Annotated in this window: 26 protein-coding genes and 1 tRNA gene; 20 read left to right on the top strand and 7 right to left on the bottom strand. The window is 60.6% G+C overall.

Annotation, left to right across the window (positions count from 1 at the left end; all coding sequences use genetic code 11):
* Nucleotides 1-7: 7 nt before the first annotated feature.
* Nucleotides 8-781, top strand: a complete 774-nt coding sequence (locus tag AADH44_RS10030; protein WP_341952664.1) for an SDR family oxidoreductase — start codon at nucleotides 8-10, stop codon at nucleotides 779-781.
* An 11-nt stretch (nucleotides 782-792) separates the two neighbouring features.
* On the opposite strand, the gene AADH44_RS10025 is transcribed toward AADH44_RS10030, so the two are convergent.
* On the bottom strand, nucleotides 793-1509 hold the full coding sequence (locus AADH44_RS10025; protein ID WP_341952663.1) for an FCD domain-containing protein: 717 nt from the start codon (nucleotides 1507-1509) through the stop codon (nucleotides 793-795).
* Between the two features lie 246 nt (nucleotides 1510-1755).
* Between AADH44_RS10025 and AADH44_RS10020 the strand changes: the two genes are divergently transcribed.
* Genes AADH44_RS10020 through mfd form a run of 3 tightly spaced genes read left to right on the top strand, consistent with a single transcriptional unit; the run spans nucleotide 1756 to nucleotide 6689 of the window.
* Nucleotides 1756-2379, top strand: coding sequence for a 50S ribosomal protein L25/general stress protein Ctc (locus tag AADH44_RS10020; RefSeq protein ID WP_341952662.1), 624 nt, complete (start codon nucleotides 1756-1758; stop codon nucleotides 2377-2379).
* Between the two features lie 26 nt (nucleotides 2380-2405).
* The gene (pth, locus tag AADH44_RS10015; protein ID WP_341952661.1) at nucleotides 2406-2987 is read left to right on the top strand and encodes an aminoacyl-tRNA hydrolase; all 582 of its coding nucleotides are present in this window, start codon (nucleotides 2406-2408) and stop codon (nucleotides 2985-2987) included.
* 60 nt (nucleotides 2988-3047) lie between these two features.
* Nucleotides 3048-6689, top strand: coding sequence for a transcription-repair coupling factor (gene mfd / locus AADH44_RS10010; RefSeq protein WP_341952660.1), 3642 nt, complete (start codon nucleotides 3048-3050; stop codon nucleotides 6687-6689).
* Nucleotides 6690-6711: 22 nt separating this feature from the next.
* Here mfd and AADH44_RS10005 read toward each other — a convergent pair whose 3' ends face one another.
* The 3 genes from AADH44_RS10005 to AADH44_RS09995 all read right to left on the bottom strand — a co-directional run bounded on the left by AADH44_RS10005 (nucleotide 6712) and on the right by AADH44_RS09995 (nucleotide 9114).
* Nucleotides 6712-7575 (bottom strand): CPBP family intramembrane glutamic endopeptidase, encoded by an 864-nt coding sequence (locus AADH44_RS10005; RefSeq protein WP_341952659.1) that lies wholly within the window; start codon nucleotides 7573-7575, stop codon nucleotides 6712-6714.
* 35 nt (nucleotides 7576-7610) lie between these two features.
* A complete protein-coding gene (locus AADH44_RS10000) occupies nucleotides 7611-8249 on the bottom strand; it encodes a thermonuclease family protein (RefSeq protein ID WP_341952658.1) in 639 nt (212 codons plus the stop codon).
* Nucleotides 8250-8640: 391 nt separating this feature from the next.
* Nucleotides 8641-9114: a hypothetical protein gene (locus AADH44_RS09995; protein ID WP_341952657.1), complete on the bottom strand. Its 474-nt coding sequence runs from the start codon at nucleotides 9112-9114 to the stop codon at nucleotides 8641-8643.
* A gap of 97 nt (nucleotides 9115-9211) precedes the next feature.
* On the opposite strand from AADH44_RS09995, the gene AADH44_RS09990 reads away from it, so the two are divergent.
* From AADH44_RS09990 to AADH44_RS09945, 10 genes are all read left to right on the top strand, one after another.
* Nucleotides 9212-9907, top strand: a complete 696-nt coding sequence (locus AADH44_RS09990) for a MazG family protein (protein WP_341952656.1) — start codon at nucleotides 9212-9214, stop codon at nucleotides 9905-9907.
* 277 nt (nucleotides 9908-10184) lie between these two features.
* Nucleotides 10185-10784, top strand: coding sequence for a TetR/AcrR family transcriptional regulator (locus AADH44_RS09985; protein WP_341952655.1), 600 nt, complete (start codon nucleotides 10185-10187; stop codon nucleotides 10782-10784).
* 36 nt (nucleotides 10785-10820) lie between these two features.
* Nucleotides 10821-12113, top strand: coding sequence for a histidine--tRNA ligase (gene hisS, locus AADH44_RS09980; protein ID WP_341952654.1), 1293 nt, complete (start codon nucleotides 10821-10823; stop codon nucleotides 12111-12113).
* A gap of 53 nt (nucleotides 12114-12166) precedes the next feature.
* On the top strand, nucleotides 12167-13126 hold the full coding sequence (locus AADH44_RS09975) for a CPBP family intramembrane glutamic endopeptidase (protein ID WP_341952653.1): 960 nt from the start codon (nucleotides 12167-12169) through the stop codon (nucleotides 13124-13126).
* 61 nt (nucleotides 13127-13187) lie between these two features.
* Nucleotides 13188-14468: a phosphopyruvate hydratase gene (gene eno, locus AADH44_RS09970; RefSeq protein WP_341952652.1), complete on the top strand. Its 1281-nt coding sequence runs from the start codon at nucleotides 13188-13190 to the stop codon at nucleotides 14466-14468.
* Between the two features lie 30 nt (nucleotides 14469-14498).
* Nucleotides 14499-15005, top strand: coding sequence for a septum formation initiator family protein (locus tag AADH44_RS09965; protein ID WP_341952651.1), 507 nt, complete (start codon nucleotides 14499-14501; stop codon nucleotides 15003-15005).
* Nucleotides 15002-15586: a DUF501 domain-containing protein gene (locus AADH44_RS09960; RefSeq protein WP_341952650.1), complete on the top strand. Its 585-nt coding sequence runs from the start codon at nucleotides 15002-15004 to the stop codon at nucleotides 15584-15586. The genes AADH44_RS09965 and AADH44_RS09960 overlap by 4 nt, the downstream gene beginning before the upstream one ends.
* Complete coding sequence (locus AADH44_RS09955) at nucleotides 15583-16830, top strand: S8 family serine peptidase (RefSeq protein WP_341952649.1); 1248 nt, start codon at nucleotides 15583-15585, stop codon at nucleotides 16828-16830. The genes AADH44_RS09960 and AADH44_RS09955 overlap by 4 nt, the downstream gene beginning before the upstream one ends.
* A gap of 38 nt (nucleotides 16831-16868) precedes the next feature.
* A complete protein-coding gene (locus AADH44_RS09950) occupies nucleotides 16869-18185 on the top strand; it encodes an NAD(P)/FAD-dependent oxidoreductase (protein ID WP_341952648.1) in 1317 nt (438 codons plus the stop codon).
* A 34-nt stretch (nucleotides 18186-18219) separates the two neighbouring features.
* A tRNA-Leu gene (locus AADH44_RS09945) sits at nucleotides 18220-18292 on the top strand.
* Nucleotides 18293-18340: 48 nt separating this feature from the next.
* Here AADH44_RS09945 and AADH44_RS09940 read toward each other — a convergent pair.
* A complete protein-coding gene (locus AADH44_RS09940) occupies nucleotides 18341-18763 on the bottom strand; it encodes an arsenate reductase ArsC (protein ID WP_341952647.1) in 423 nt (140 codons plus the stop codon).
* A 63-nt stretch (nucleotides 18764-18826) separates the two neighbouring features.
* The gene (locus tag AADH44_RS09935; RefSeq protein WP_341952646.1) at nucleotides 18827-19774 is read right to left on the bottom strand and encodes a metalloregulator ArsR/SmtB family transcription factor; all 948 of its coding nucleotides are present in this window, start codon (nucleotides 19772-19774) and stop codon (nucleotides 18827-18829) included.
* A gap of 66 nt (nucleotides 19775-19840) precedes the next feature.
* On the opposite strand from AADH44_RS09935, the gene AADH44_RS09930 reads away from it, so the two are divergent.
* Together AADH44_RS09930 and AADH44_RS09925 are read left to right on the top strand one after the other, a co-directional pair.
* On the top strand, nucleotides 19841-20527 hold the full coding sequence (locus AADH44_RS09930; RefSeq protein ID WP_341952645.1) for an MIP/aquaporin family protein: 687 nt from the start codon (nucleotides 19841-19843) through the stop codon (nucleotides 20525-20527).
* Nucleotides 20528-20590: 63 nt separating this feature from the next.
* Nucleotides 20591-20836, top strand: coding sequence for a PLDc N-terminal domain-containing protein (locus tag AADH44_RS09925; RefSeq protein WP_341952644.1), 246 nt, complete (start codon nucleotides 20591-20593; stop codon nucleotides 20834-20836).
* On the opposite strand, the gene AADH44_RS09920 is transcribed toward AADH44_RS09925, so the two are convergent.
* Entirely contained in the window at nucleotides 20833-21135 is a 303-nt protein-coding gene (locus AADH44_RS09920; protein ID WP_341952643.1) for a putative quinol monooxygenase, read from the bottom strand. The two genes, AADH44_RS09925 and AADH44_RS09920, sit on opposite strands and share 4 nt — an antisense overlap.
* A 55-nt stretch (nucleotides 21136-21190) precedes the next feature.
* On the opposite strand from AADH44_RS09920, the gene AADH44_RS09915 reads away from it, so the two are divergent.
* From AADH44_RS09915 to AADH44_RS09900, 4 genes are all read left to right on the top strand, one after another.
* Nucleotides 21191-21931 (top strand): hypothetical protein, encoded by a 741-nt coding sequence (locus AADH44_RS09915; protein ID WP_341952642.1) that lies wholly within the window; start codon nucleotides 21191-21193, stop codon nucleotides 21929-21931.
* A gap of 142 nt (nucleotides 21932-22073) precedes the next feature.
* Nucleotides 22074-23300, top strand: a complete 1227-nt coding sequence (locus AADH44_RS09910; RefSeq protein ID WP_341952641.1) for an amino acid deaminase/aldolase — start codon at nucleotides 22074-22076, stop codon at nucleotides 23298-23300.
* Nucleotides 23297-24619 (top strand): D-arabinono-1,4-lactone oxidase, encoded by a 1323-nt coding sequence (locus AADH44_RS09905; RefSeq protein WP_341952640.1) that lies wholly within the window; start codon nucleotides 23297-23299, stop codon nucleotides 24617-24619. Before AADH44_RS09910 ends, AADH44_RS09905 begins: the two co-directional genes overlap by 4 nt.
* 27 nt (nucleotides 24620-24646) lie before the next feature.
* The gene (locus AADH44_RS09900; protein ID WP_341952639.1) at nucleotides 24647-25789 is read left to right on the top strand and encodes an FAD-dependent monooxygenase; all 1143 of its coding nucleotides are present in this window, start codon (nucleotides 24647-24649) and stop codon (nucleotides 25787-25789) included.
* The last annotated feature ends 79 nt before the right edge of the window (nucleotides 25790-25868 follow it).

Raw genomic sequence — 25868 nt, 5'->3', positions numbered from 1 at the left:
GGCAGCCGTGGCATCCACGCTGTTTGACCTCAGCGGGCGCATTGCCCTCGTTACCGGATCCAGCCGAGGAATTGGCCGTGTTATCGCCAAGGCTTTGGCTGACGCCGGTGCAACGATCGTGCTGAACGGTCGTGACGAAGAGCGGCTCGCCGCAGCGCGCGACGAGTTCAGCGCGGAATTCGGGGCCGAACGCGTCTACGCTCGAGCGTTTGACGTTGCGGATGCCGCGGCTGTCGCCACCGCTATTGCCGAGATCGAGGCATCCATTGGTCCGATCGGTGTGCTCGTGAACAACGCGGGCATCCAGCACCGCGAACCGATGCTCGATCTCGACGTGGAGGATTGGAACCGGGTTATCGCAACCAACCTCACGAGCGCGTTCCTCGTCGGTCGCGAGGTTGCGCGTCACATGCTTCAGCGTGGCGAGGGCAAGATCATCAACATTGCGTCGGTGCAGGCCGACCTTGCTCGCCCCACTATCGGGCCGTACACGGTCTCGAAGGGCGGCATCCGCAATCTCACTCGTGCCATGACGGCCGAGTGGGCGAGCGGCGGATTGCAGATCAACGCGATCGCCCCTGGCTATATCCACACCGAGATGACGCAGGCGCTCGTTGACGATGACACCTTCAACAACTGGATTCTGGGCCGTACGCCTGCTCGTCGCTGGGGAACTCCCGTCGACCTCGGCGGCCCCGCAGTGTGGCTAGCCTCGAGTGGCTCGGACTATGTCAACGGCCAGGTCATCTTTATCGATGGTGGCATGTCGGTCGTCGTCTAGCTCACCACGAGCTAGTCGAGGAAGATGCGCGGTTCGCCCGCCCAAATAGGTTCAACCTCGTCACTAGTGCGGTTCATGATTTGCGCCATTGAGGTGTAGGCGTCTGCGGGGCGCTTACCCTGAATGGCGTCAGCAACATCCACGTGCCATTGCAGTGCCTCTTCGTGTGGTGTCGATGGCATGAGTCCGCGATTGGTGCGGCCCGTCAGCACTTCGGCGATCACACGATCGAGCCGTGCAAACATTTCGTTGCCGCTTGCTGCAAGAACGAGTGAGTGAAAGCGGATGTCGAGCTCAAGAAACAGTTCGAGGTCACCTGAGCGACCCACTGACCGCATTCGCGCGGCCAGCGACAGCAACTCGCTGGCCGCGTCGTCGGAGGCATGTGTGGCGGCAAGCTGTGCGGCCTGAGGTTCGATGGCATTGCGCAGTTCAGTGAGGGAGCGCAGTTGCTGGCCGTTCTCGGCCTGTTCAAGTCGCCAGCGGATGACGAGTGGGTCGTAGAGGTTCCACCGTGACATGGGCTGCACGCGCATCCCGACCCGCTTCACCGAGGCAACCATTCCGAGTGATTGGAGCACTCTCACGGCTTCGCGCATGACCGAGCGGGAGACTCCGTAGCGTTCCTCAAGCTGTTCGGCGAGGACTATGGATTCGGGGTCAATCTCACCCGAGACGATGTGTAGTCCCAGTTCGTTGAGCACGCGTGCGTGAAGACCTCCGGACATGCTCCAAGAGTACTGGTTTGTGTCAACGATTCTTTGGCAGCGCGACCGTGTACACTAAGGCGTTGAACTTCGGCGAGGGAACTTTCGAGTTCCGTTATCGACGCGGCGGGCAAGTCACAGGGCTTTTCCTCACGTGGCAGACGAAAAGTCTGCCGGCGTTCGAGTTGAATTACAGACATCGATCTGGGCACTGCGCCAACACGCACTGTGCCCACCCACGGACCACTGGTCCTTTAGGAGACAACAATGGCTAAGCCAACCGTCAACCACGTCGTCACGGATGCCCGTGACGCCTTCGGTAAGGGCGCAGCCCGCAAGCTTCGCGCTGCAGGCAAGATTCCCGCAGTGATCTACGGTCACGGCACCGACCCCATCCACGTTGCCCTCCCGGGTCACGAGATCGGGCTCATCCTGCGCAAGTCGAACCAGATTTTGGACCTCGACATCAACGGCAAGAGCCAGCTTGCTCTGGTCAAGGACGTGCAGAAGGACCCGGTTCGCCAGATCATCGAACACATCGACCTCGTTGTCATCCGCAAGGGTGAGAAGGTCATCGTTGACGTACCGATCCACGTCACTGGTGAGTCGGCTCCCGGCACCATCGCCAACCTCGACGCACCGACCGTCTCGGTTGAGGCTGAAGCAACTCATATTCCTGAGTACTTCACCGTCGACATTGAGGGCCTTGAAGAGGGCGAGCACATCTACGCCAAGGACGTCACCCTTATTACCGGTTCGGTCCTGCTTTCCGACCCAGAGCTTCTCGTTATCGGCGTGAGCACCCCGCGCTCGTCGGTCGAGGCTGAAGCTGCTGAAGAAGAAGCCGCGGCTGTTGCTGCCGAGGCTGTAGCGACCGAGGAATCCGAATAATTCGATTCTTTCGCAAGCGAGAAATCGTGGATGACCAATGGTTAGTAGTCGGGCTCGGTAACCCCGGGCCCGGCTACGCCGGTAATCGCCACAACGTGGGCCACATGGTGTTGGCCCACTTGGCAGACGAGCTGTCTGCCACTTTCAAGAACCACAAAGCCAACGCAGCGGTTGCTGAGGGCCGCAGTTTTGGTGAGGGGCCCAAGCTGATTCTGGCTAAACCCCATTCGTTCATGAATCTTTCGGGTGGGCCGGTAGCTGCACTCATGCGGTTTTACAAGATTCCGATCGAACGCCTCATTGTGGTGCACGACGAGCTCGATATCGATTTCGATACTGTGAAGCTCAAGAGCGGTGGCGGCCACGGCGGTCACAACGGCATCCGCGATATCGCTGCTGCTGTTGGCTCGCCAGACTTCACGCGCGTAAGGGTGGGCATTGGTCGGCCTCCTGGCCGTCAGCCTGCCGCCGACTTTGTTTTGCGCGACTTCTCCAGTGATGAGCGCAGCGAGCTGCCCAACCTTCTCAGCGATGCAGCGGATGCCGTTGCTCTCGTCGCGAGCGAAGGCCTCGAAGCCGCACAACAGCGCTTCCACGGACCGCGGTAGTTTGCTGCGCTGTGGGTGAACTCGCACCGTGCTGTCGGCAGCCGCGAGTAGACTCCTCCGGTGACTCTCGACGGACTTATCTCAGCGCTCTCGCGCGCCCAAACTGTGGAGAACGCACTTCGTTTTTCTCAGCAGAGCGCAGACTTCTCACTCGTTGAGGGCTTACGGGCGCCCCTGTTAGGTGGTCTGCTCACGAAGACGGCTGCGCCACGATCTCTTCTCGCCATCACCGCGACGGGCCGCGAATCCGAATCGCTGCGCCGTTCGCTCACCAGTTACCTTCCCGAAGCCCAGATTGTCGAGTTTCCGGCGTGGGAGACTCTCCCTCATGAGCGATTGAGCCCGAGCGCTGAGACTGTCGGAAAGCGGATGCAGGCACTGCGCGATCTGGCACGCTGGCAACAGAACCCTGTCGGGCAGTTTGTGTTGGTGGCTTCTGTGCGAGCAGCGCTCCAGCCCATCGCCGACAACCTCACCGAGATTGAGCCCATTGGATTAACGGCCGGTGCCCGCAACTACGATCTTTCAGCGCTATCCGAACGTCTTATCGCATTGGCATATTCCCGCGTGGACATGGTCACGCGTCGTGGAGAATTTGCGGTGCGCGGCGGAATCCTCGACGTGTTTGCACCCAACCACGAGCATCCACTGCGGCTGGAATTCTTTGGTGATGAGCTTGAACAACTGCGTGAGTTCTCCGTTGCCGATCAGCGCTCCATCGAGGGCGAGATTATGTCTGCTGAGCTGGTGCCCAGCCGCGAAGTTCTGCTGAGCGAGTCGGTGCGCCAACGTGCCCGCGAGATGCAACACGAGTTTCCCAGCCTGTCGACGATGCTCGCCAAGATTGCCGAGGGCATCCCTGTTGATGGAATGGAGTCGCTCGCGCCCGCTCTCGTCGACAAGCTGGTGCCGCTCACTCACTACCTCCCTGCGGATGCAGCAATCGCGGTCCTGTCCCCAGAAAAGGTCGCCTCGCGTGCGGTGAATCTCGCTGAAACGAACCGCGAATTCTTGAGTGCCGCCTGGAACGCGGCAACTGCTGGAGCCGAAGCACCCATCGACTTGGATGCCGGTGATTTTCTCACCCTCAACTCGCTTCGTGAAGCTGCTGGCTCGCGCCCGTGGTGGACGCTCAGCACCTTCGATTCTGGTGAGGCGGATGCCACAAGCCTGCTCGATTCTGCCGAAGAAGCATCCGAGTACGTGCGCATTGATGCCTCAGCGATGCCCTCATTTGCCGGAACAGTCGATGGCGCTCTCGATCATGTTGCCCAGTTGCTGACCGATGGGTGGACGGTGGGAATCATTGCCGAGGGCAGCGGTCTCGTAGAGCGCACCGCCGACCTGCTGGCTGAACGCGAGCTATCGGGGCGTGCCGTGGAGTCGTTCCCTGCCGCGGCGGAACCGGGCGTTGCATACCTGTTGCAAGCATCCATCGATTACGGTTTCTCAGTTGACGGCATCAAGTTGGCGGTGCTGAGCGAGGGCGAGTTCTTTGGTCGTTCGGCGGGTTATGCGTCACGCCCGACGCGCAAGTTGGCGACGCGACGCAAAAACGTTGTCGATCCGATTCAGCTCAAGAGTGGCGACTTTGTGGTGCACCACACTCATGGCATCGGCAAGTTCCGTGAGCTGGTGACCCGCCAGGTGAGCACCGGTGGCCGCAATGCGGTCAAGACTCAGCGCGAATTTCTGGTGCTCGAGTACGCACCAAACAAGCGCGGATACCCCGGAGACAAATTGTATGTTCCGACAGATCAGCTTGACCTGTTGTCGCGCTACGTCGGTGGTGAAGCTCCCACGCTTAACAAGATGGGTGGCAGCGACTGGTCGGCCGCCAAGACGAAGGCGCGCAAGGCTGTGCGCGACATCGCGGTCGAACTCGTGAAGCTGTACAGCGCGCGTATGGCCAGCAGAGGCTACGCGTTTTCGGTGGACACTCCGTGGCAGCGCGAACTCGAAGAAGCGTTTGCATTCGCCGAGACCCCCGACCAGCTGACCACGATCGATGAGGTCAAGGCCGACATGCAGAGCCCGGTTCCGATGGACCGGCTGCTGAGCGGTGACGTGGGCTACGGCAAGACCGAGGTTGCCGTGCGCGCCGCATTCAAGGCCGTTCAGGATGGCAAGCAAGTGGCGATGATTGTGCCGACTACGCTACTCGTGCGCCAGCATATAGAGACCTTTGCTGACCGTTTTGCCGGTTTTCCCGTGCACTTGCGAGCGCTCAGCCGTTTCCAATCCGACAAAGAGGCTCGCGAAACCATTGCCGGTCTCACCGACGGAACCGTGGATGTCGTCATCGGCACCCACCGTCTGCTGTCGAAAAACATCTCATTCAAAGACCTCGGGCTCGTAATCATCGATGAAGAGCAACGCTTCGGCGTTGAGCACAAAGATGCTCTCAAGAAGCTCAAGACCAACGTCGATATCTTGGCGATGACGGCAACCCCGATTCCTCGAACCCTCGAGATGGCTGTCACAGGAATCCGCGAAATGTCGACCCTGGCGACACCGCCAGAAGACCGACACCCTATCTTGAGCTTCGTCGGGCCCTACTCCGAGCGCCAGGTTTCTGCAGCAATTCGGCGCGAACTGCTGCGCGAAGGCCAAGTGTTCTATGTGCACAACCGAGTGAGCTCGATCAACCGGGTGGCGGCAAAGCTTGCCGAGTTGGTTCCGGATGCTCGCATCGCTGTTGCCCACGGGCAACTGCCTGAGGCAGTGCTTGAGCAAGTGATGGTCGATTTCTGGGAGCGCAAATTCGATGTTCTCGTGTCAACGACCATCATTGAGACCGGACTAGACATCGCTAACGCGAACACGCTGATCATCGACCGTGCTGACAAGTATGGGCTGAGCCAACTCCACCAGCTGCGGGGACGTGTCGGTCGTGGTCGCGAACGGGCATACGCCTACTTCCTCTATGACGAAGAAAAGCCGCTGAGTGAAACCGCTCATGAACGCCTCGACACCATCGCGGCCAATAATGAGCTCGGTGCTGGAATGCAGATCGCACTCAAGGACCTCGAAATTCGGGGAGCCGGAAACCTGCTCGGTGGCGAACAGTCAGGCCACATTGCCGGGGTCGGATTCGACCTCTACTTGCGGATGATCGGTGAAGCCGTGTCGGCCTTCCGGGGAGACGTTGCCGAGGGGCAAACCGAGCTGCGCCTCGAGCTTCCGGTAGACGCGAACATTCCCGAAGACTATGTGGAGAGCGAGCGACTGCGACTCGAGGCATACCAAAAGCTATCGACGGCCAGTGCACCCGCGGCATCCCCTGACAGCATTGATCGTGTGCTCGAAGAGTTGAGCGACCGCTATGGAGAGCCGCCCGAGCAAGTGCAGCATCTCATTGCGGTATCCCGACTGCGCCGCATGGCACAGAAGGCGAGCCTCAGCGAGGTGGTCGTGATGGGCGACAAGCTTCGCGTTGCGCCGGCACACCTTCTCGACTCCATTCAGGTGCGATTGCAGCGCATGTATCCGGGATCGAAGTATCACGCCGCAGCATCGGCGGCGATTATCCCGCTGCCGCCAGGTGCCAACGATGGTCAGTTGATCGAGTGGACCAACGACCTGCTGATATCAATCTTTGGTGGGCGAGACACCGCCACAGAGCTTGCCGAGCTTGCGGCAGCTGAGAAAGCTGCAGTGGACGAAACCGTAGCTACAGAGGCAGATTCCGCAAAGTCGTAGTGCGTGACGTCAGTGGCGAAAGTCAGTTTTCGGTCGGGGTGACGGCTGGTGGCTCAGCGCGTGCACCACTGGCAGCCGTTTCCCTTTTCGGAGTGAATGCGAACGGATTGAGGCGTCCGTCGATGAGGTGGACGCGGCTAACAGCCATCGGAATCACGACGAGCGACCGCAAATCGACCACAGCATGGGCGATAATAGCAACGAGGATGCTGCCGCTCAGCACATAGAGTGCCATGAAGAGCGCTCCGATCACCGTCGTGATGACGATGCCCGCAACCCCCTGATACGAGTGCAGGAGACCAAACAGCAGCAGGCTTCCCACAACCGCAACAATGGCGTTGCCGGTTGTCGCGAAGAGCAGTGCGGGCAGGGCGAGCCTAAAGAGAAGTTCTTCGACCACCCCGGCGTTGATCGACAGGAGCCCGCCCAGCACAAGCTCTTGGCGGTTACGTGGCAGGATCGCCTGAATGTCACCAACGCTGACGATCTCATCACCCTCTTTTCGCACCGCGACGACACCGACGACCGTGAGGCCGACCACGCCGATGATGACGCCGATGATGACGCCGGACGTCACCGATGGCCTGGCGGCGAGCACAGAAAGTAGCCACGACACCCAGGGCCAGGCCTGCACCTCTGCCAGTAGGGGAGCGGCGAAACTGCCACTGGCTACGAGCGTCACCGCAGCCATTCCACCGAACAGGGTAAACGAGATGATCAGCCAGCGACGCAACATGAGTTGGCGACGTTTCGTGGTGCGAAATCTCTTGAAGCGGCGATACTCGCGCTGATCCCGGCGGAACGTGCGCAGGGCAAGTGCTGCAAGCACCCCGACGAGGGTGAGCCACAAGAGCACGAGCATGACGGGATTGGAGGGGTCGAGCATCCACCAATCGTGCCATGCGTTGGCTGAGTTGCCGGCTAGCAGGTACCCCACATTCCCCGTTGCGCAGCGTAGGCCTGGTCTTCGGCCTCGCGCAACTGAGGCCAGAAGCGGTCGTTGAGCCCCACCTTGAGCGATTCGGCGGCGCCCAGTTCAATCATGGCAAGGTTTACGAAGGTCCCGTCGTTGAGATACACATAGAGCAGCGAGCGGCCGTAACGGTCTTCAGACTCACGATCCTCGAGCGCCCAGACCGTTGTGCCTACCGGGAGAAAGTCGCGGAGAAGTTGGCGTGCCTCTTCGCCATAGCATTCGCCGGCATCGGGGTTGTACTGGCTGTCGAGTTCGGGGGTATCGATTCCGATCAGTCGTACCTTCAGCTCGGTGTTTCCGTTATCGAGGTAGAGGGTGTCGCCATCGCGCACATAGTTGACGGTCGCCTCGAAAGCGCCAGAGGGGATCCCGGATGAGGAGCCCTCAGACACGGCATCGCCGTCGCCTGTTTCGCTGTCAGACTCTGGATCGGCGGATGTCGCTGGTGCGCTGGGAGATCCGCTATGGGTGTCAGGGAATCCCGGCACTGAAACTCCGGAGCATCCGGTGATCACGACGATTCCGACGACCGCAGTAGCGATAGCGGCAGCGACACGTCGGGGGCGTTTGTGCTGGTCGGCCACCGGATGATTCTCGCACGCCTCGGCCAGATCGACTGCATGGTCCTGGTGAGGTCAACGGCGCGGAGGGGCTAGTTTGCTTGGTCGCCCGAACCCACAACCAGTGAGACATCTCTTCCCAGCTGCTTGCCCCAAAGAGAATGAATTGTGCGCCAGCTCAACACTTCCATGATGAAAGTCCCGTCAGAGCCCATCGGGGGAAACCGAGAATAGCTGACCCGGGGGAGCGTGTCTGCGACCGCGCGTGAGGTGCGGTTGAGGCGATGGGTTTGAAGCGCGAAGACGCGCCGAACAAAGTCCGGCATGGGGCGAAACCGGTACATCGGCGGAATTGCGGCTAGAACCACCGGGCAGTTGGAGTCGGGGGCCTTTCGCACTTGCTCGACGACGCGTGTCAGGCTCGACGCCCATTCCTCCGCCGCTGTTCCCACCAGCACATCGGGGGCCCGAGGAGCACAACCACAACATCGAAGGTGATGTCGGTCGTGACACTGGCGAGTTGTGTTGCACTGCGGATGGCTGTGAGTTCTGGGTCGGTGATGGTCGTCCACGAGCACCCTCGGTTGTGGTCGCTTGCGACATAGCGCGCGGTCTGGGAGACGACGGCGAGTCCGTGGTTGAGCACACCATAGCCAGATGCGGCGCAGTCCCCTATGAAGAGCATTCGTATCGGATTGGCTCCGGGAACCTCGCCCTCGGGCGGCCCATCAGGAAAGAGCGAATTGGCCATTTCAGCGCGATAGCCCAACAGGTTGACCTTGAGCAGCGGTCGAACAAGACGAATCAGAACGCCAGCAATCCGGCTCCTCGATTTTCGCGTTGGAGGTTTACGCGCGGCGGCCGAAGGGTTTTTATTCGTCGCGGCCACACCCACATGGTGGCTCATCTCGCAGTCGTTTTTGAGTGCGACATACTCGAATCCGTACGTGACTTTCACTTATTTTTGAAGGTGGGAAGATAGTGCCATGACCGAGCCTTCCGCACCCCACCCCGAGCTTGAGAAATTGATCGGCACGCTAGAGCGACTTCGTGCGCCTGGCGGCTGTGCATGGGATCGCGAACAAACCCATGAGTCTCTCGTGCAGTACCTCGTCGAAGAGACTTACGAACTCGTCGAGGCAATTGAGGCGGGAGACCCGGCCGACATGGTCGAAGAACTCGGCGATGTTCTCTATCAGGTGCTTTTCCACTCCGACATTGCAGCTGAAGCAGGAAAATTCACCCTCGAAGATGTTGCGGCGAACATGACCGCCAAAATGATCGGCCGCCACCCCCACGTCTTTGGCGACACGACCGCAGAAACGGCTGACGACGTCATCGCGGTGTGGGACGACCTGAAGAAAACCGAGAAACCGCATCGCACGAGTGTCGTCGATGGTATTCCTCAGGGGATGCCCGCGCTTGCACTCGCGGACAAACTTCTGGGGCGGGCCCACAAAGTGGGACTGTTGGATGCCACAGCGCCGGGGGCGATCAACGTCACGGAAGAAGACGAACTCGGCCCGCTATTGCTGGCAATTGTGGCATCCGCGAAAGCTAACGGTCTTGATTCGGAGCGGGCCCTGCGCACAGCTTTGCGCGGGTTGAGCAATGAGATTCAGGCGCACGAGGGTGAGTCTGCGCGGGCAGACCTCACATCGCCGACGACAGACGACAACTAGCGGGGCCCCGGGTAAAGGGTGGTGCCCTCCCTAACCCGAATAGAGAGGGCACCGGCGCGACACCCGTAGATGAGACATGTGATCGCACGTCGATCATCTAGTTATGGCATCGCGCGCTGAGGGATCGGTGGGATTACCCGGCCAACCGATCCAGCGTTGGAGAAGCCCCTGGTGAAGGGATTTCTAGTTGAATGGGCGCCGCAAGCGGACTGTTGGCACAAGGAGAAATCATAACCGTTACCGACTTGATAAGCAAACACCCGTTATGTTAATGATTATGGCTCGCAAACCCGACCCGACCCGCAAGCCAGCACTGATTAAGCAAGCACTCGAATTCCTTGTTGATCGGCCGCTGTCTAGCCTCACCTTCCGTTCGCTCGCGAAAGCTCTCGACGTCAGTACCTTCACGCTTGTTTACCATTTCGGCACCCGTGCTGAACTCGTGCGCGAGATCGTTCGTGCCAACGTGAGGGGAATGACAGCACAGGATGCCGCGGATTTGCCGGCCGCTACCGTCGACGAGTACATAGCGAGTCTCTACTCGGCGTGGCAGTGGACTCAGCTGCCCGAAAACCTGCACCGCCAACGGCTTGAACTGGAGGCAGGACTGCTAGAAGCAGTCGAGCGCGACCAGTTCGCCGTCACACGCCACTCTTTCCATCAATGGGTCGACCTTGGTGCCCGTGCGCTCGTCGCATTAGGCGTCGACCGGGAGCAGGCGGTAATCGAGTCTCGACTGCTCGTCAATACGTTGCAGGGAATGCAATTCGATCTCATGGTGAACGAGAACCTTGTCGCCTCAAACGCCGTCTTTAACGCTGCGGTGCAGCATCATCGAGACCGCATCGAATCCCACATTGGCGAAGTAACACGCTAGCCACGAAAAATTGCCACGTACGAGAGAATAGAAATCATGGCGTCAACTGTTAACCCTCCTCGCGGCATGCGCGATTTCCTCCCCGCAGATAAAGCCCACCGTGAGCGGGTGCTCGGTGTGATCCGGGGCAGCTATCGCGCACACGGGTTCGATGAAATCGAGACCCCGGTGATGGAAGACAGTTCACGGCTTCACTCCGGTTTGGGCGGCGACAACGAGAAGCTCGCGTTCGCTGTCATGAAGCGGGGGCTCACCGCTGACAAGCTGCAGGCGGCATCCGAAGCTCTCGATCTTGCCGACCTAGGGTTACGCTTCGACCTCACGGTGCCGCTCGCCCGGTTCTACGCCACCCACCGTGCTGAACTGCCAAAAGTGTTCCGGGCAATTCAGATTGCCCCGGTGTGGCGAGCTGAACGACCGCAAAAGGGGCGCTACCGCCAATTCGTGCAGTGCGACATCGACATCATGGGGGAGCCTGGCGCGAGCGCCGAGATCGAGCTGATCACAGCCACTGCCGCAACGCTCGACGCCCTCGGTATCGAGGGGTGCACCATTCGAATCAACGACCGTCGCCTTCTCACGAGTGCGCTCACTGCGCTGGGGTTCCCGTCGAAGGAACACGAGTCCGTGTTGATCACCGTCGACAAGCTCGACAAGCTCGGCGCTGACGGCGTGGTCGCAGAACTACGCGAACGTGCGTTCCCCGATGCACCGGTTGCGGCGCTCGCCGAATTTCTCACACGCCCGCAGCCAGAGACAACGCCAGAATTCACGGCGGATGCCATCCGGGCTGCCCTCCCCGCGGGCGTCAACGAGGCGGTCATTGCCGAAATCGCGACTATTGGTCACGCGGTCGAAGCCGGTCGAGGCACTTCGGGGGCCCTCATCGAGTTCGATCCATGGTTGGTGCGCGGAATGGGCTACTACACGGGGGCAATCTTTGAGGTGGCTCACCCCTCTCTCGGCTATTCGCTGGGTGGTGGTGGTCGCTACGACGGCATGATCGGTCGCTTCCTCGGCAGCGAAGTTCCCGCCGTCGGGTTCTCGCTTGGCTTCGAGCGCCTCGTTGATCTCGTCGAATTGGATGACGCTGACAGCGACGATCAGGTTGCTCTCGTCTACGACGCGGATGTCGACGCGGCGACTCTCGTGCGTCTGCAAGCTGAACTCATTCGGGATGGCAAACGTGTGCGACTCGAGCTGCGGCCACGCAAGTTGCCGCAGCTACTCGATCAGCTGAGTGAGAGCGGATTCACGAGTTTCGCAACAGTGCGCACAGATACTCTCAGCGTTGCTAGCCTTGAATTCAAGCCGCTCAGTGGGCAGTAGTTCAGAGCACAACAACTCAGCACGCGGCAGCTCACTTGGGGGAAGAAGTTGTAATGCGCAAGTCCGCTCCGATCGTCACCTATGTGGTCATCAGCTTTGGGCTGTCGTGGCTCATCGCAATCCCGTTGTGGCTGGGCGAGGGCCTCGCTAGCCCACTGCCACTGTTTTATGGGGTGACAGTCGCGATGATGTTTACTCCCGCAATCGCCGCTCTCATTGTGGTGTTCTTTGTCGAGAAGCACCCGGATGGGCGCTCGCGACGTCGCGCGCTCGGCTTGGGTTCGGTTCGGCCGGTGGGGCGGTTCTTGCGCTATCTCGGGCTTGCCCTCGTGGTGCCGCCGGCACTCATTCTCGCTGCGCTGGCTGTCGGTGTGGTGTTCGGTGTCTATCCAGCGGATTTCGTGAACTTTTCCGGCTTTCAAGAGACCGTGGATGCCCAACTTGAGGCATTCGGGCAGGCACCCGTTGCCATCCCCATTGGTCTTCTCGTCGCAGCCCAGTTCCTCAATGTGCTGATCGGTTCGATCGTGAACGTTATTCCCGCCCTCGGTGAAGAACTTGGATGGCGTGGCTGGCTTCTGCCCAAACTTCTACCGCTAGGAGTCGTTCCGGCGATCCTGATCTCAGGCGTGATCTGGGGGCTGTGGCACGCGCCGCTCATCCTGCTCGGTTACAACTACGGTGATGCTCCCGGCGCGCTCGCGCTCGCGGCAATGGTGGGCATGACAATCGTGATCGGTGCGGTGTTCTCGTGGCTGCGCATCCGCTCGGAGTCTGTATGGCCCGCGGCTCTAGCTCACGGTGCGTTCAACGCTGCGGCCGGGTTCTCGCTGGTGTTTGTTATGGCGGGCGAAACCTTTAGTCCACTCGAAGCAACCATTCTTGGCTGGACCGGGTGGTTAGTTCCTCTTCTCCTTGTCACTGTTTTGTTAGCAACGGGTCAGTTTCGCGCCCCCGCAGCGCGAGACTCCGCGTTACCTGCGGAGTCGGCATCGCTTGCTGGCTCGGAGTAGGCTTGTCGCTCGGACATCCACCACTAATAGTCCAAACAATCTTTCTTGAAGGAGATCCCCTGTGGCTTTGATCGAAGCAGTTGGCGCCCGCGAAATTCTTGACTCCCGGGGAAACCCGACCGTCGAAGTTGAGGTTTTGCTTGAGGACGGCGTAGTGTCGCGCGCCGCAGTTCCTTCGGGAGCATCCACCGGTGCGTTTGAGGCTTACGAGCTTCGCGACGGTGACACGAACCGATACCTCGGCAAGGGCGTGCAGAAGGCTGTCGACGCGGTAATCGACGAGCTCGGCCCAGCAATTGAAGGTCTGGATGCTTCTGACCAGCGCCTCGTTGACGCCGAGCTCATCGCCGTTGATGGCACCGAAAACAAGAAAAACCTGGGCGCAAACGCGATCCTCGGAGTATCGCTTGCCGTCGCCAAGGCCGCAGCGGATTCCGCAGACCTGCCCCTCTTCCGCTACCTCGGCGGCCCCAACGCACACGTGCTGCCCGTGCCGATGATGAACGTCATTAACGGTGGCTCGCACGCCGACAGCAATGTCGACATCCAAGAGTTCATGATTCTTCCGCACGGTGCAGACACCTTCAGCGAGGGTCTCCGTTGGGGTGTCGAAACCTACCATGTGCTTAAAGGCCTCCTGAAGAGCAAGGGACTCAGCACGGGCCTCGGCGACGAGGGTGGCTTCGCCCCCGATCTGTCCAGCAACCGCGCAGCCCTCGATCTGCTCATGGAAGCAATCGAGAAGGCTGGCTTCACGCCGGGCAAGGACATCGCTGTTGGGTTGGACGTCGCAGCAACCGAGTTCTACAAAGATGGTGCATACAGTTTCGAAGGCACCTCGAAGTCCGCCGGAGAAATGAGCGCGTACTACGCAGAGCTCGTGTCTCACTACCCGCTGGTGTCGCTCGAAGACCCGCTCGACGAAGACGACTGGGAGGGCTGGGCTCAGCTCACCGCCGAGATTGGCACCAAGACTCAGATCGTTGGCGATGACCTCTTCGTGACCAACCCGAAGCGTCTCGCCAAAGGAATCTCAATGGGCACCGCAAACTCAATCCTCGTCAAGGTGAACCAAATCGGTTCGCTCACCGAGACCCTCGATGCGGTGTCCCTCGCTCAGCGCAGCGGTTACGCGGCCGTCATGTCGCACCGCTCGGGGGAGACAGAAGACACCACGATCGCTGACCTCGCGGTTGCCCTCAACACGGGCCAGATCAAGACCGGTGCACCGGCCCGTTCAGAGCGCGTAGCTAAGTACAACCAGCTGCTGCGTATCGAAGAAGAGCTCGGCGATGCCGCAGTTTACGCCGGCCGTTCCGCCTTCCCGCGGTTCATCGGCTAGCGCCCATCAGCGTCGTCTAGCATCGAACGCATGGCTAGGCGAGTGCGAGCAAAAAAGGTAGCGGTAGCGCTGCCCGAGGAGAGCGCGCCCGAACACTGGTTGCGCACGATCCGCTTCTCGGGCTTCACCGTGCTCATGCTTGGTTTACTCATACTCGCCGTGATCGTTCTCGCCCCCAACCTGCGCATTCTCATAGAGCAACAGCAGACCATCGCCCAGTTGCAGACAGAAGTGGATGAGGCCCAAGAGTCCGTCGACAGCCTCAACGAGAATGTCGCCCGGTGGGACGACCGAGCCTACATTGAGTCCCAAGCTCGCGACCGGCTGTACTACGTGTATCCCGGCGAAGTGAGCTACCTGGTGACCGGTGATGCTGCCGACGTAACCACCAACGATGGGGTACCGGTGAGCACGAGCATCCAGACCACCAAGATCGATTGGGTGCAGACTCTCGTGTCGTCGATCTACACTGCCGGTCTCACCGAAGACGCCCCTGCTGAGCTCACAGTTCCCGTTATTGAAGGACCAACGCAATGACCACCCCACCGTTTGACACCGTCAGCGATGAAGATGTGCGCATTGTGTCGCGTCAACTGGGTCGCCCGGCCCGTGATGTGATCGGAATCGCCGCACGCTGCGTGTGTGGCGCGCCGACCGTTGTCTCGACGAAGCCGCGGTTGAGCGATGGAACGCCATTCCCCACCATCTATTACCTCTGTCACCCGGCTGCTACGGCATCCGTGTCAACGCTTGAGGCCGAAGGACACATGCCTGAACTGGCTGCACTGCTTGAGGGCACAATCGGTGAGCAATATCAGGCAGCACATGATGCGTACATTGCTGATCGCGAAGGTGTAGAGGTCGTTCCCGAGCTTGCTGGGGTTTCTGCTGGCGGCATGCCCACTCGCGTGAAGTGTCTTCACGCGCTCGTCGGGCATTCGCTCGCCGCGGGCCCCGGAGTGAACCCTATTGGCGATATTGCTCTTGAGCGTGCCTCGTGGAGCCCCTCCGTGTGCCAGTGCCCCGACTACTCGGAAGCTGCGACTGACAGTGCTGCGACTGACAGTGCTGTGGCGAACGCGGTTTCGGCGAAGGCGCCAGAGGAGATGGGCCAATGAAGCGGTGGGCGGTCGGCGCTGTACTGATGGCGAGCTTGGCGTCGCTGTTGGTGGCTACACCTGCCTCTGCGGATGCGGTTCGCGACCAAGAGTATTGGCTTCAGGAGTACGGTATTGAGGCTGCGTGGCAGACCACGAAGGGTGCCGGCGTCACGATTGCGGTGATTGATACCGGAGTTGATGGAAGTGTCAAAGAGCTCGTGGGCGCAGTGACGGGTGGTACCGACTTCTCGGGTAAGGGCGCACCCAATGGGCAGAAGCCTGTTGGCGATGAGAATCCCGCACACGGCACACTTGTTGCGTCGCTGGCTGCCGGACGTGGCACGGGGGCCGGCACTGGCGTGATCGGTGCAGCACCCGAAGCCAACATTATGGCCATCTCGATCGGGTTCACGGGCGGGGAAATTAGTTCAGACGACCAGATTGCACAGGCCGTGCGTTACGCCGTGGATCAGGGGGCGGATGTCATCAACCTGTCGCTCACTCGCGAAACTTTGGATTGGCCCCTCAGCTGGGACAGCGCGTTCCTCTATGCCATGGACAACGATGTTGTTGTTGTTGCGGCTGCAGGAAACCGCGGAAGCGGAACTACCTCGGTTGGTGCGCCCGCAACGATGCCCGGAGTTCTTACGGTTGCCGGCGTTGATGTTAACGGTGTGGCGAGTTTCAACGCATCCACTCAGGGCATCACGATCGGTGTCTCGGCGCCGAGCGAAGACCTTGTGGGGGTTGCCCCTGGTGGGTCGCATGTGCTCTGGAATGGAACAAGTGGGGCAACCCCGATTGTGGCGGGCATTGTTGCGCTGGTGCGTGCTGCGCATCCGGAGCTCGATGCGGCCAACGTAATCAACCGAATCGTGAAGACCGCCCACGATACTGGTGCTCCGGGCACCGATGCGATTTACGGTTTCGGGCTGATCGATGCCGAGGATGCGGTGAAGGCACAAGTGCCGCTCGTTTCGCGCAACCCCATGGGCAGTCTTGCCGAGTGGATCACGATCTACCGTCGCGCAGAGTCACCGGCCGTGCCGCTACCCACGTTTAGTCCGACCCCAGCGCCGGTTCCGGATGCTGCACCGGATGCTGCTGGCCCCGTCAGCCCGCTCGGAACCCTGCTTCCTACCGTGAGCATGCTTCGCAACGTGGGCGTACCGCTTGCTGTTTATGGCATATTTCTGGCGATTATGGCCGTGTGGGGCCTTGCCGGTTGGCGTCGGTTTAGGAGTACGCGCGAGACAGAGTAAGTTTGGTGGCGAACTTCCCTTTTAGGAGACTCTAACTCGTGCCAAAAATCTTGATTGTCGGCGGCGGTTACGCCGGTTTTTACACTGCCCGTAAGCTCGAAAAATGGCTGCGCCGCGGCGAAGCTGAGGTCACCATGGTTGACCCGCTTCCCTACATGACGTATCAGCCATTCTTGCCTGAAGTCGCTGCAGGCTCGATCGAGCCTCGCCACGCGGTTGTTCCCCACCGTCGCCACCTGAAGACCACCACGGTCATCACGGCGAAGGTCACCGGAATTGACCACGCAACGAAGACTGCAACGATTCAGCCCGAAGTGGGCGACTCCTGGCAGATTGACTACGACCTGGTCGTCGTTACTGCCGGTGCTGTGTCGCGCACGTTCCCGATTCCGGGAGTCGCGGACCAGGCGATTGGTATGAAGACTATCGAAGAGGCCATTGAGGTGCGGGACCGCATCCTCACCAACTTCGACAATGCCGCTAACCTGCCTGCTGGCCCTGAGCGCGATCGTCTCCTGACCTTCGTTGTCGTCGGTGGCGGCTTCGCCGGTATCGAGGCCTTCGGTGAGATGCGCAGCCTTGCTTCGTCGCTACTGCCGCTTTACCCCAACCTCAAGTTTGAAGACACCCACTTCCACCTCATCGAGGCTATGGGTCGCATTATGCCCGAGGTTTCGCTTGAAACCAGCAAGTGGGTTATCAAGAACTTTGATCAGCGCGGCGCCAAGATTCACCTTGAAACCCAGCTGAAGTCTGCGGTGGATGGCGTGGTTGAGTTGTCGACCGGCGAAAGCTTCGAGTCAGACACCATCGTGTGGACTGCAGGCGTAATGGCTAACCCAGTGTTGCGTGGCACCGACCTTCCCACCGACGAGCGCGGACGCATGCGCGTGCAGGCTGACCTCCGTGTCATCAACGACGACGGTGTTGTCGAGGGTGCTTGGGGTGCTGGCGACGTGTGTGCTGTTCCGGACCTCACCGGTGGTGGCGTTGGCGGTTTCTGTGTTCCGAATGCTCAGCACGCTGTTCGTCAGGCCAAGCTCATGGCCAAGAACATTACTGCGTCGCTTCGTGGAGAAGGCACCAAGGACTACTTCCACAAGAACCAGGGTGCCGTTGCCGGCCTTGGCCTGTACGAGGGTGTCTTCCAGTCCGGAAAGCTCGCAGTCAAGGGCTTCCCAGCGTGGATCATGCACCGTGGATACCACGGCTTGGCAATGCCGATGTTCGAGCGCAAGGCTCGCGTCTTCAGCAACTGGATCACCAACTTCTTCTGGGGTCGCGACACAATTTCGCTTGAGGCACGGGAAGAACCGCGCCGCGCATTCGAAGAGTTCGCGTCACGCCCCAAGTAGTGTGATGCTGTACCCCACGCACTGCGTGGGGTGCGCCCCGGTAGCCCAATGGCAGAGGCAGATGACTTAAAATCATCCCAGTCAGGGTTCGAGTCCCTGTCGGGGTACCCTTTTTTATCGCACGACGGCGCGACTTTGTGCGCACCTAGCGGTACTTAGACGGGCAGAATCTCCGCGAGGAGCTTCTGGATGCGCGCCTTGATGTCGTCGCGGATGGGGCGCACCTCGTCGAGGCCTTTGCCCTTGGGGTCGACGAGTTCCCAGTCCTCGTAGCGCTTGCCGGGGAAGATGGGGCAGACGTCGCCACAGCCCATCGTGATGACAACATCCGACGACTGCACCTGGTCGGTCGTCATCAGCTGAGGGACTGCCTGCGAAATATCGATGCCCTCTTCGGCCATAGCCAAGATTGCGGTCGGGTTGATCTCATTACCCGGCTCGGAACCGCCCGAACGCACCTCGACAGCGCCATTCGACAGCGCGTTCATGTAGCCGGCAGCCATTTGCGAGCGACCCGCGTTATGAATGCAGACGAAAAGAACAACAGGCTTCTGGGGTGCGACAGTCTCAGTGGTCATGACCTAAGCATAGATGAGTGTCTATGCATTGCGCGAGCGGCAACGATGCTGGCTGCGATGAGTTTACCCAGCGTTCACCGGCGGCAGCGACTGCAACAGTTCGCGCACCCGTCGATCGATGTCATCGCGCACGGCACGCACGCCATCCATCGACATGGCGGCAGGGTCGGGCAGTTCCCAATCGAGGTAGCGACGACCGGGGTAGATGGGGCAGGCGTCGCCGCAACCCATCGTGATAACGACATCCGCACCACGCACGACCTCATCGGTCAGCGGCTTCGGGTATTCGCCATTGACCGAAACGCCGATTTCGTCGAGTGCCGCCACAATCTTCGGGTTGATGGTTTCGGTCGGCTGCGATCCGGCAGTCAATACCCGCACCCGATCTCCGGCCAGAGAGCGCAGAATCGCGGATGCCAGTTGCGAACGGCCCGCATTCTGCACGCACACGAACAGCACGTCAGTGACAGAACCGGCTGCTGCGGCATCCGCTGCGGAAAGAGACCCCAGTCGGTCGGCGGCGAACCGCGACGTATGCGACGACAAGTGGCGATCGTGCGGAGCCCCCTGGCGCAACAGTTTGTAGCTGCTGGCGACATATTTGGCCACAGTTTCGCGAGAAAAGACTCCGGCAAAACGCAACGCGAGGTCGTTTGTGATGCGCTCGAGCACGATCGGATCGACGGCAGCGGCCGGGGCATCCGCGGGGGAGCGCTGCACAAAGTCGAACACGTCAGCGAGCCGCGATTGCACAAGTGAATACCAGACCTGGCGACCCTCCTGCGTGCTCTGCAGAATGCCATCGTTGGCCATGATGCGCACGTGATGGCTCACGGTCGGTTGGGTGAGACCTAAGCGACCGGCGAGGTCGGTAACCCCGCGGCGGCCATCCGGGGCATCCATCAGCAGTCGAAGAATCTGCACCCGGGTCGGATCAGCAATCGCCCGCATGCTCTGAGCGATGCGCTGGGCGACGGCGCGTTCGGAGGCTTGGGGTGCGGTCGCTGACATAGCAAGCAGTCTAAACGCCGAACGCTGATTCATAGACAGTTATCAATGTTTCGGTATGATCACCCCATGACCGTGCCCCATCGCTTTGCCCTTGCCCGCCGGCTGACCGCAGAATTTGTGGGCAGCGCGGGCCTCGCCGCCGTCGTCATCGGATCCGGCATCGCAGCCCAACAACTGTCGCCCGGCGACGTCGGGCTGCAACTGCTCGAGAATGCCGTCGCGACCGCATTCGGGCTCGGCGTGCTCATCCTCGTGTTCATGACCGTCAGCGGCGCCCACTTCAACCCGGTCGTCTCGATCGTCGATTCGCTCAGCGGGTTGCGGTCGTGGCGCGACACCGCCTTCTACATTCCCACCCAGATCCTCGGATGCGTCGTCGGCGCCATCCTCGCGAACCTCATGTTTGCGCAGCCTGCCGTCAGCTTCAGCACCACAGCGCGCCTCACACCGGGCCACTTTCTCAGCGAGGTTGTGGCAACCGCCGGACTCATCGTCGTGATCTTCGCCCTCGTACGCACGGGCCGTTCGCACCTCGCGCCCATCGCTGTCGGCACCTACATCGGCGGCGCCTACTTCTTCACCAGCTCCACGAGTTTCGCCAACCCCGCGATCACCATAGGCCGCATTTTCAGCGACACTTTTGCCGGAATCGCGCCAACCTCCGCTCCCGGCTTCATCGCCGCACAACTCATCGGTGCCGCGATCGGGTTTGCGCTAGTGCGGTGGCTATTTCCCGAGCGTCGCATCGCATAGTCGCAGCAGCGGGAGTACCCTCAAGGCAAAGTCAGAGCAGGGTTTCGCCAAGGAGGAAACAACATGGTCGACTTCGCGGGTGTACAGTTCGCTATCGTGCTGGGCATAATCGCGTTCTACGTCGTCACTATCTGGGCGATCGTTGTCACCGTTCGAGACGGCACGGTTCTGCCGCTAATGACAGCGCTGTGGGTTGCGGCCCTCATCCTGTTTCCTGGTTTTGGGCTGCTGGCGTGGATCTTTTGGCGCATGCTGCGCAAAAGTAGCGGCCTGCCGGGCTTCACTCGCGCCACCCATCGCAAACACTAAGCCCGCAACGGCGACCCAATTACCTCAAAACGGTTGCCGCCCATTTGTCCGTTGAGCAACGGCATGGCTTCCTTGATTGCTGCCTGAACGCTCGCGAGTTGCAGCGAAGCCTGGTGGGCTTCGGCCGAGGTCCAGAGTTCAGAAACGAACACAGTGTCGGGATGCTCGTCGCTGACGCCAACCTCATAGCTGAGGCATCCGGCCCCATCGAGGTCGGTGCTGCGACGCGTGAGAATCGCGACAACGGCATCGCGATTGCCGGGCTGTACCCCGAGGGTGCCTACGTTTGCAAAAGTCATTCCTTTACCTAAGGTCACCGCCCACAATCCGTCAAGTCGAGAGTGATAATGAGCTATGGCCAAGAAATCACGCGCTGAAGCTGATGTGGATGCTCAGCAAGACAAGCTCATCAAACGGCATGCGCGAGGCGAGCACCGGTGGCCGGCCGCAGCCGGAGTGCTTGTTGTTCTTGCCAGCTACGCATTTCTTCCGACCGCGATCATGCCGCTGCCTGTGCGAATCGTGGTCGTGACGCTCGGGCTCGCCATGCTGATCCCCGTGATCGCCCTCAACCCTGTGCGCTTGGTGAAACAAACGTCGTGGTCGCGCGCGCTATCAGTGGGGCTCGGGCTGCTGCTGGCAACCGCAAATGTGGCGGCACTCGTCCTTGTCGTCATTGAGCTCATCACCACCGGCACTCAGGATGGACCGTCGATGTTGATCGCGGCCACCCAGGTATGGCTCACCAATATGATTGCGTTCGCCATCGTCTACTGGGAGCTCGATCGTGGTGGTCCGGTGACGCGGCACACCAGCGAACGCTCCGAACTCCCGCTCGCAGACTTCCGTTTTGCTCAAGATGAGGATCACGACGCCATCGAGGAGGTCGCGGGCCGCTCATCCGCACGCATCGACTGGACTCCGTCATTCGTCGACTATCTGTATGAATCGGCGATTAGTTCGATGGCGTTTAGCCCTGGGGCCGCGATGCCGCTCTCGCCGAGAGTGAAGGGTCTGTTGCTGGTGCAGGCCCTCGGCGCGTTCGTGATGCTTGCCCTCGTGATCGCTCATGCGGTTGGGCAACTCAGCGCCTAGCAGCCGACGCCGAGGTGCCGGGTGCCGAAAGCCCGCCGCGTGCGCGGGTGTCGTTGTGTTGCGCGTGTGGTTCTGGGAAAGTTGAACAACCAAGGCGCTGATTCCGCACTCTGGCCAACCGCCGTGCACCCGAAGGAACTTTGTGAAGCTGCTCAGCACTCCCGCAAGCCCCTGGCGCACACCCGAGCACTACTGGAAGCAACTCAGCGAAGCAACCGCAGCCCTCGACACACCCTACGGTGTGCTGTCACTCGATGCGCTCTCGCACAACGCTGCCGATCTGGTGAGACGAGCATCCGGTCTCCCCATCCGTGTCGCCAGTAAATCGATTCGTGTCCGCGAAGTAATGGATGCCGTACTCGCCTTCGATGACTACCGGGGCGTTCTCGCCTACACCCTCGCCGAGGCACTCTGGCTTGCCGACACCATCGACGATGTCGTGGTCGGTTATCCCACAGTGGATCGTGCCGCTATCGCTGCACTCGGCACAAGCCCGGCGCTCGCGGAACGCGTCACCATCATGATCGACTCTGTTGAGCACCTCGACTTTGTTGATTCGGTTCTTTCACCGCACCATCGCGAAACGATTCGGGTGTGCATCGACATTGATGCCTCGTGGCAGTCTCCTCTGCTCGGCCACGTCGGTGCACACCGTTCGCCGGTGCACTCGGCGGCTCAAGCGCGCAGCCTCGCGAGCACGGTGGTTGATCGTGACGGCTTCACTCTCGTGGGTGTTATGGCTTACGAAGCGCAAATCGCGGGTGTCGGCAATCGTCCGCCGAGCCGACCTCTCTATGGGCAAATGCTTGATGTCGTTCAGCGGTCATCGGCTAAGGAGTTGCGTACGCGCCGCGGTGAGATCGTCGCTTCGATCCGCGAGATAGCCGAGCTTGAGTTCGTCAACGGGGGAGGCACGGGATCGCTGGAATCCACTGCCGACGATCCCGCTGTTACCGAAGTCGCTGCCGGCAGCGGGTTGTTCGGCCCACACCTTTTCGACCAGTACAGCCACTTCGCTCCGGCCCCAGCTGCCGCATTCGCGCTGTCCGTCGACCGCAAATTCTCGCCACACATCGCCACGGTTCACGGTGGTGGGTGGATCGCCTCCGGAGAACCGGGCCCCGACCGGATGCCCCAGCCGGTGTGGCCCGCGGGTCTCAAGTATTTGCCCCGCGAGGGCGCAGGCGAAGTGCAGTCACCGCTCACTGGGCCCGCAGCCGAAGCCTTAGAGGTGGGAGACAGGGTGTGGTTTCGCCACACCAAAGCGGGTGAGCTGTCTGAGCATTTGAACGAGTTTGCGGTGGTCGACACCGGTCGCATCATCGAAACGGTGCCCACTTACCGTGGAGAAGGAAAGGCCTTCCTGTGACGGCACCTGTGGGCATTCGCCCCGGCACCGAATGGAGCAATTGGGGTCGTTCTCAGCGCAGCCGCCCAGAATTCACTGCCCAACCGGCGAGCGTTGACGAGGTCATCGCAGCGGTGAACTTTGCGCGCGATCGCGGGCTCACCGTGAAAGCGTGGGGTGCCGGCCATAGCTTCACCTCGATTGCCGCGACCGCCGGTCTCCACCTCGACGTTGGGGCACTCGATGGTGTTATCGCGGTTGACGAAAACCACGTCACCCTCGGCGCGGGCACCCACCTCCACCAACTGCCTGCCCTTCTCGAACCTCTCGGTCTCGCCCTCGCCAACATGGGAGACATCGACTGCCAAACGATTGCTGGCGCGATCTCCACGGGAACCCACGGCACCGGTGCACGCTTCGGCGGTATTGCCGCCCAAGTGCGCGGCGTCACGCTCGCCACCGCCGCGGGCGAGGTGCTGCACATCAACGCCGAAGAAAACCCAGAACTACTCTCGGCCGCAGCCCTCGGGCTCGGCGCACTCGGAGTGCTTGTCGACGTCACTATCGAGTATGTTCCCACCTTCCTCCTGCACGCGGTCGAACGGCCAGAACCCGCTGACACCGTCCTGCAGGAGTGGCTGCAACGCAGCGCCGAAACCGACCACTTCGAGTTCTATGTCTGGCCCCACACCACGACGGCACTGACCAAGAGCAACACGCGCTTGCCCGCAGATGCGCCGCGGCATCCACTTACCAAGTTTTCTCGCTGGTTTGATGACGAGTTCATGGCCAACGGTGTGTTCCGCGCGATCGTTGCTGCGGGAACGGCAGCTCCCGCGGTTATCCCTCCCATCAACCGACTCGCCGTGAAGCTTTCGGGCAACCGCGAATTCACTGACGTCTCCAGCAGCGTATTCGTGACAGATCGCACCGTGCGCTTTCGCGAGATGGAATACGCCCTGCCGGTGGAAGCGGTGCCGGATGCCGTACGCGCCATCCAGAAACTGATCGCCGGCCGCAATTGGAGAGTTTCATTCCCGATCGAGGTGCGCTCGGCGGCGGCGGACTCTCTGCTGCTGTCAACCGCGTCAGGGCGGGCAACCGGATATGTCGCGGTGCACCGGTATTGGCGCGAGGACCCGAGCGAGTACTTTCGCGAAGTTGAGGCGATTATGGTTGCTCACGATGGGCGCCCTCATTGGGGAAAACTGCATAACCGGCATGCCGAGTCGCTGGCGGCAACGTATCCGGGTTTCAATGAGTTCCTGGCGGTTCGTGACCGACTAGACCCTGGTCGAATGTTTGCGAACGATTATTTGTGTCAGGTGTTAGGGCAGTAATGAAAGGGCGCGATTATTAAAGCCATAGTGTGTGGAGCAGGAATTGCGGGGCTGACGGTCGCCGGTCAGTTGGCGAGCAATGGCTGGGAGGTGACGCTCCTCGAGGCCGCACCTGAGCGTCGCACTCAGGGCTACATGATCGATTTCTTTGGCCCGGGCTTTGACGCTGCGGAGAAGATTGGCATTCTCGAGCGGCTGCGTGAACTTCATTACCCGATTCGTGAGGCACGTTTCGTGCGGCCCAATGGTCGCAGCCGGTCAGTCGATTACGGCATCGTCGCCGCCAATGAGGGCGGCAAGCTTATGAGTCTTATGCGCCAAGATCTTGAGCAGACACTCTTCGAGGTACTTCCCGACAGTGTTGATGTGCGTTTTTCAAGCGCGGTGGTCGATGTGGAAGATCGCACCGATTACGTGACGGCGGTGTTGGCGGATGGGTCGCGGATCTCTGGCGATATTGTGGTGGCGGCTGATGGCATCCATTCGGCGGTGCGTCACAGCCTGTTTGGCGATTCGGCGGCTTTTGATCGGCAACTGGGCATGCACACGTGCGCCTATATTTTCGATTCTCCGCGACTGCACGACACATTGGGCGACGCGCTAGTGTCAACCGATGAGCTGGATCGCATGGTCGGGCTTTATGGTTTGCGCGATGGCAGGGTAGCTCTTTTTGCTGCTCACCGAGTCAGCGATCCGGTTCTCCCTGCTAGCCCGCGGGAGGCCATTCTCGCGGCCTATGAGGGAATGGGTGATGACGTCGCCGAGGCTCTCGAGAAGTGCCCTGACCCGCAGCACGTGTACTACGACCAAGTTGCCCAGGTGGAGTTGCCGGTGTGGAGCCGTGGCCGTGTTGTCTTCGCTGGCGATGCGTGCCAGGCAGTGTCGTTGCTTGCGGGGCAGGGCGCTTCGCTCGCGATCGCCGGAGGAGTGCTTCTGGTCGAGAAGATCACGAGTGGTGTTGAACTCAGCGCCGCATTCGCCGAATACGAAGACGAGTGGATGCCGGTTGTCCTTGAGAAGCAGGCCGCCGGGCGTCGTGCCGCTAGCGGCTTCCTTCCGCGCACTGCGTTTCAGTTGTGGGGGCGTCGCGCATCTCTCGCGCTGTTGCGCTCGCCATTCTTCGGCAAGTTCGTGAGCTCGGCGATCACGGGTACCAAGCCGAGCAAGTAGCCGAGCGAATAGCTTGTTCGCCCGCGATTGGGGGCCAGCGTTGCCCCGATTTATCGGTGGAGGCACAGCAGTACGTCCT

The organism is Salinibacterium sp. TMP30, assembly GCF_038397785.1.
In the GTDB taxonomy this organism is placed as follows: domain Bacteria; phylum Actinomycetota; class Actinomycetes; order Actinomycetales; family Microbacteriaceae; genus Rhodoglobus.
The sequence above is the reverse complement of the archived record's forward strand: the minus strand, read 5'-3'. Positions and strand labels throughout refer to the sequence as shown.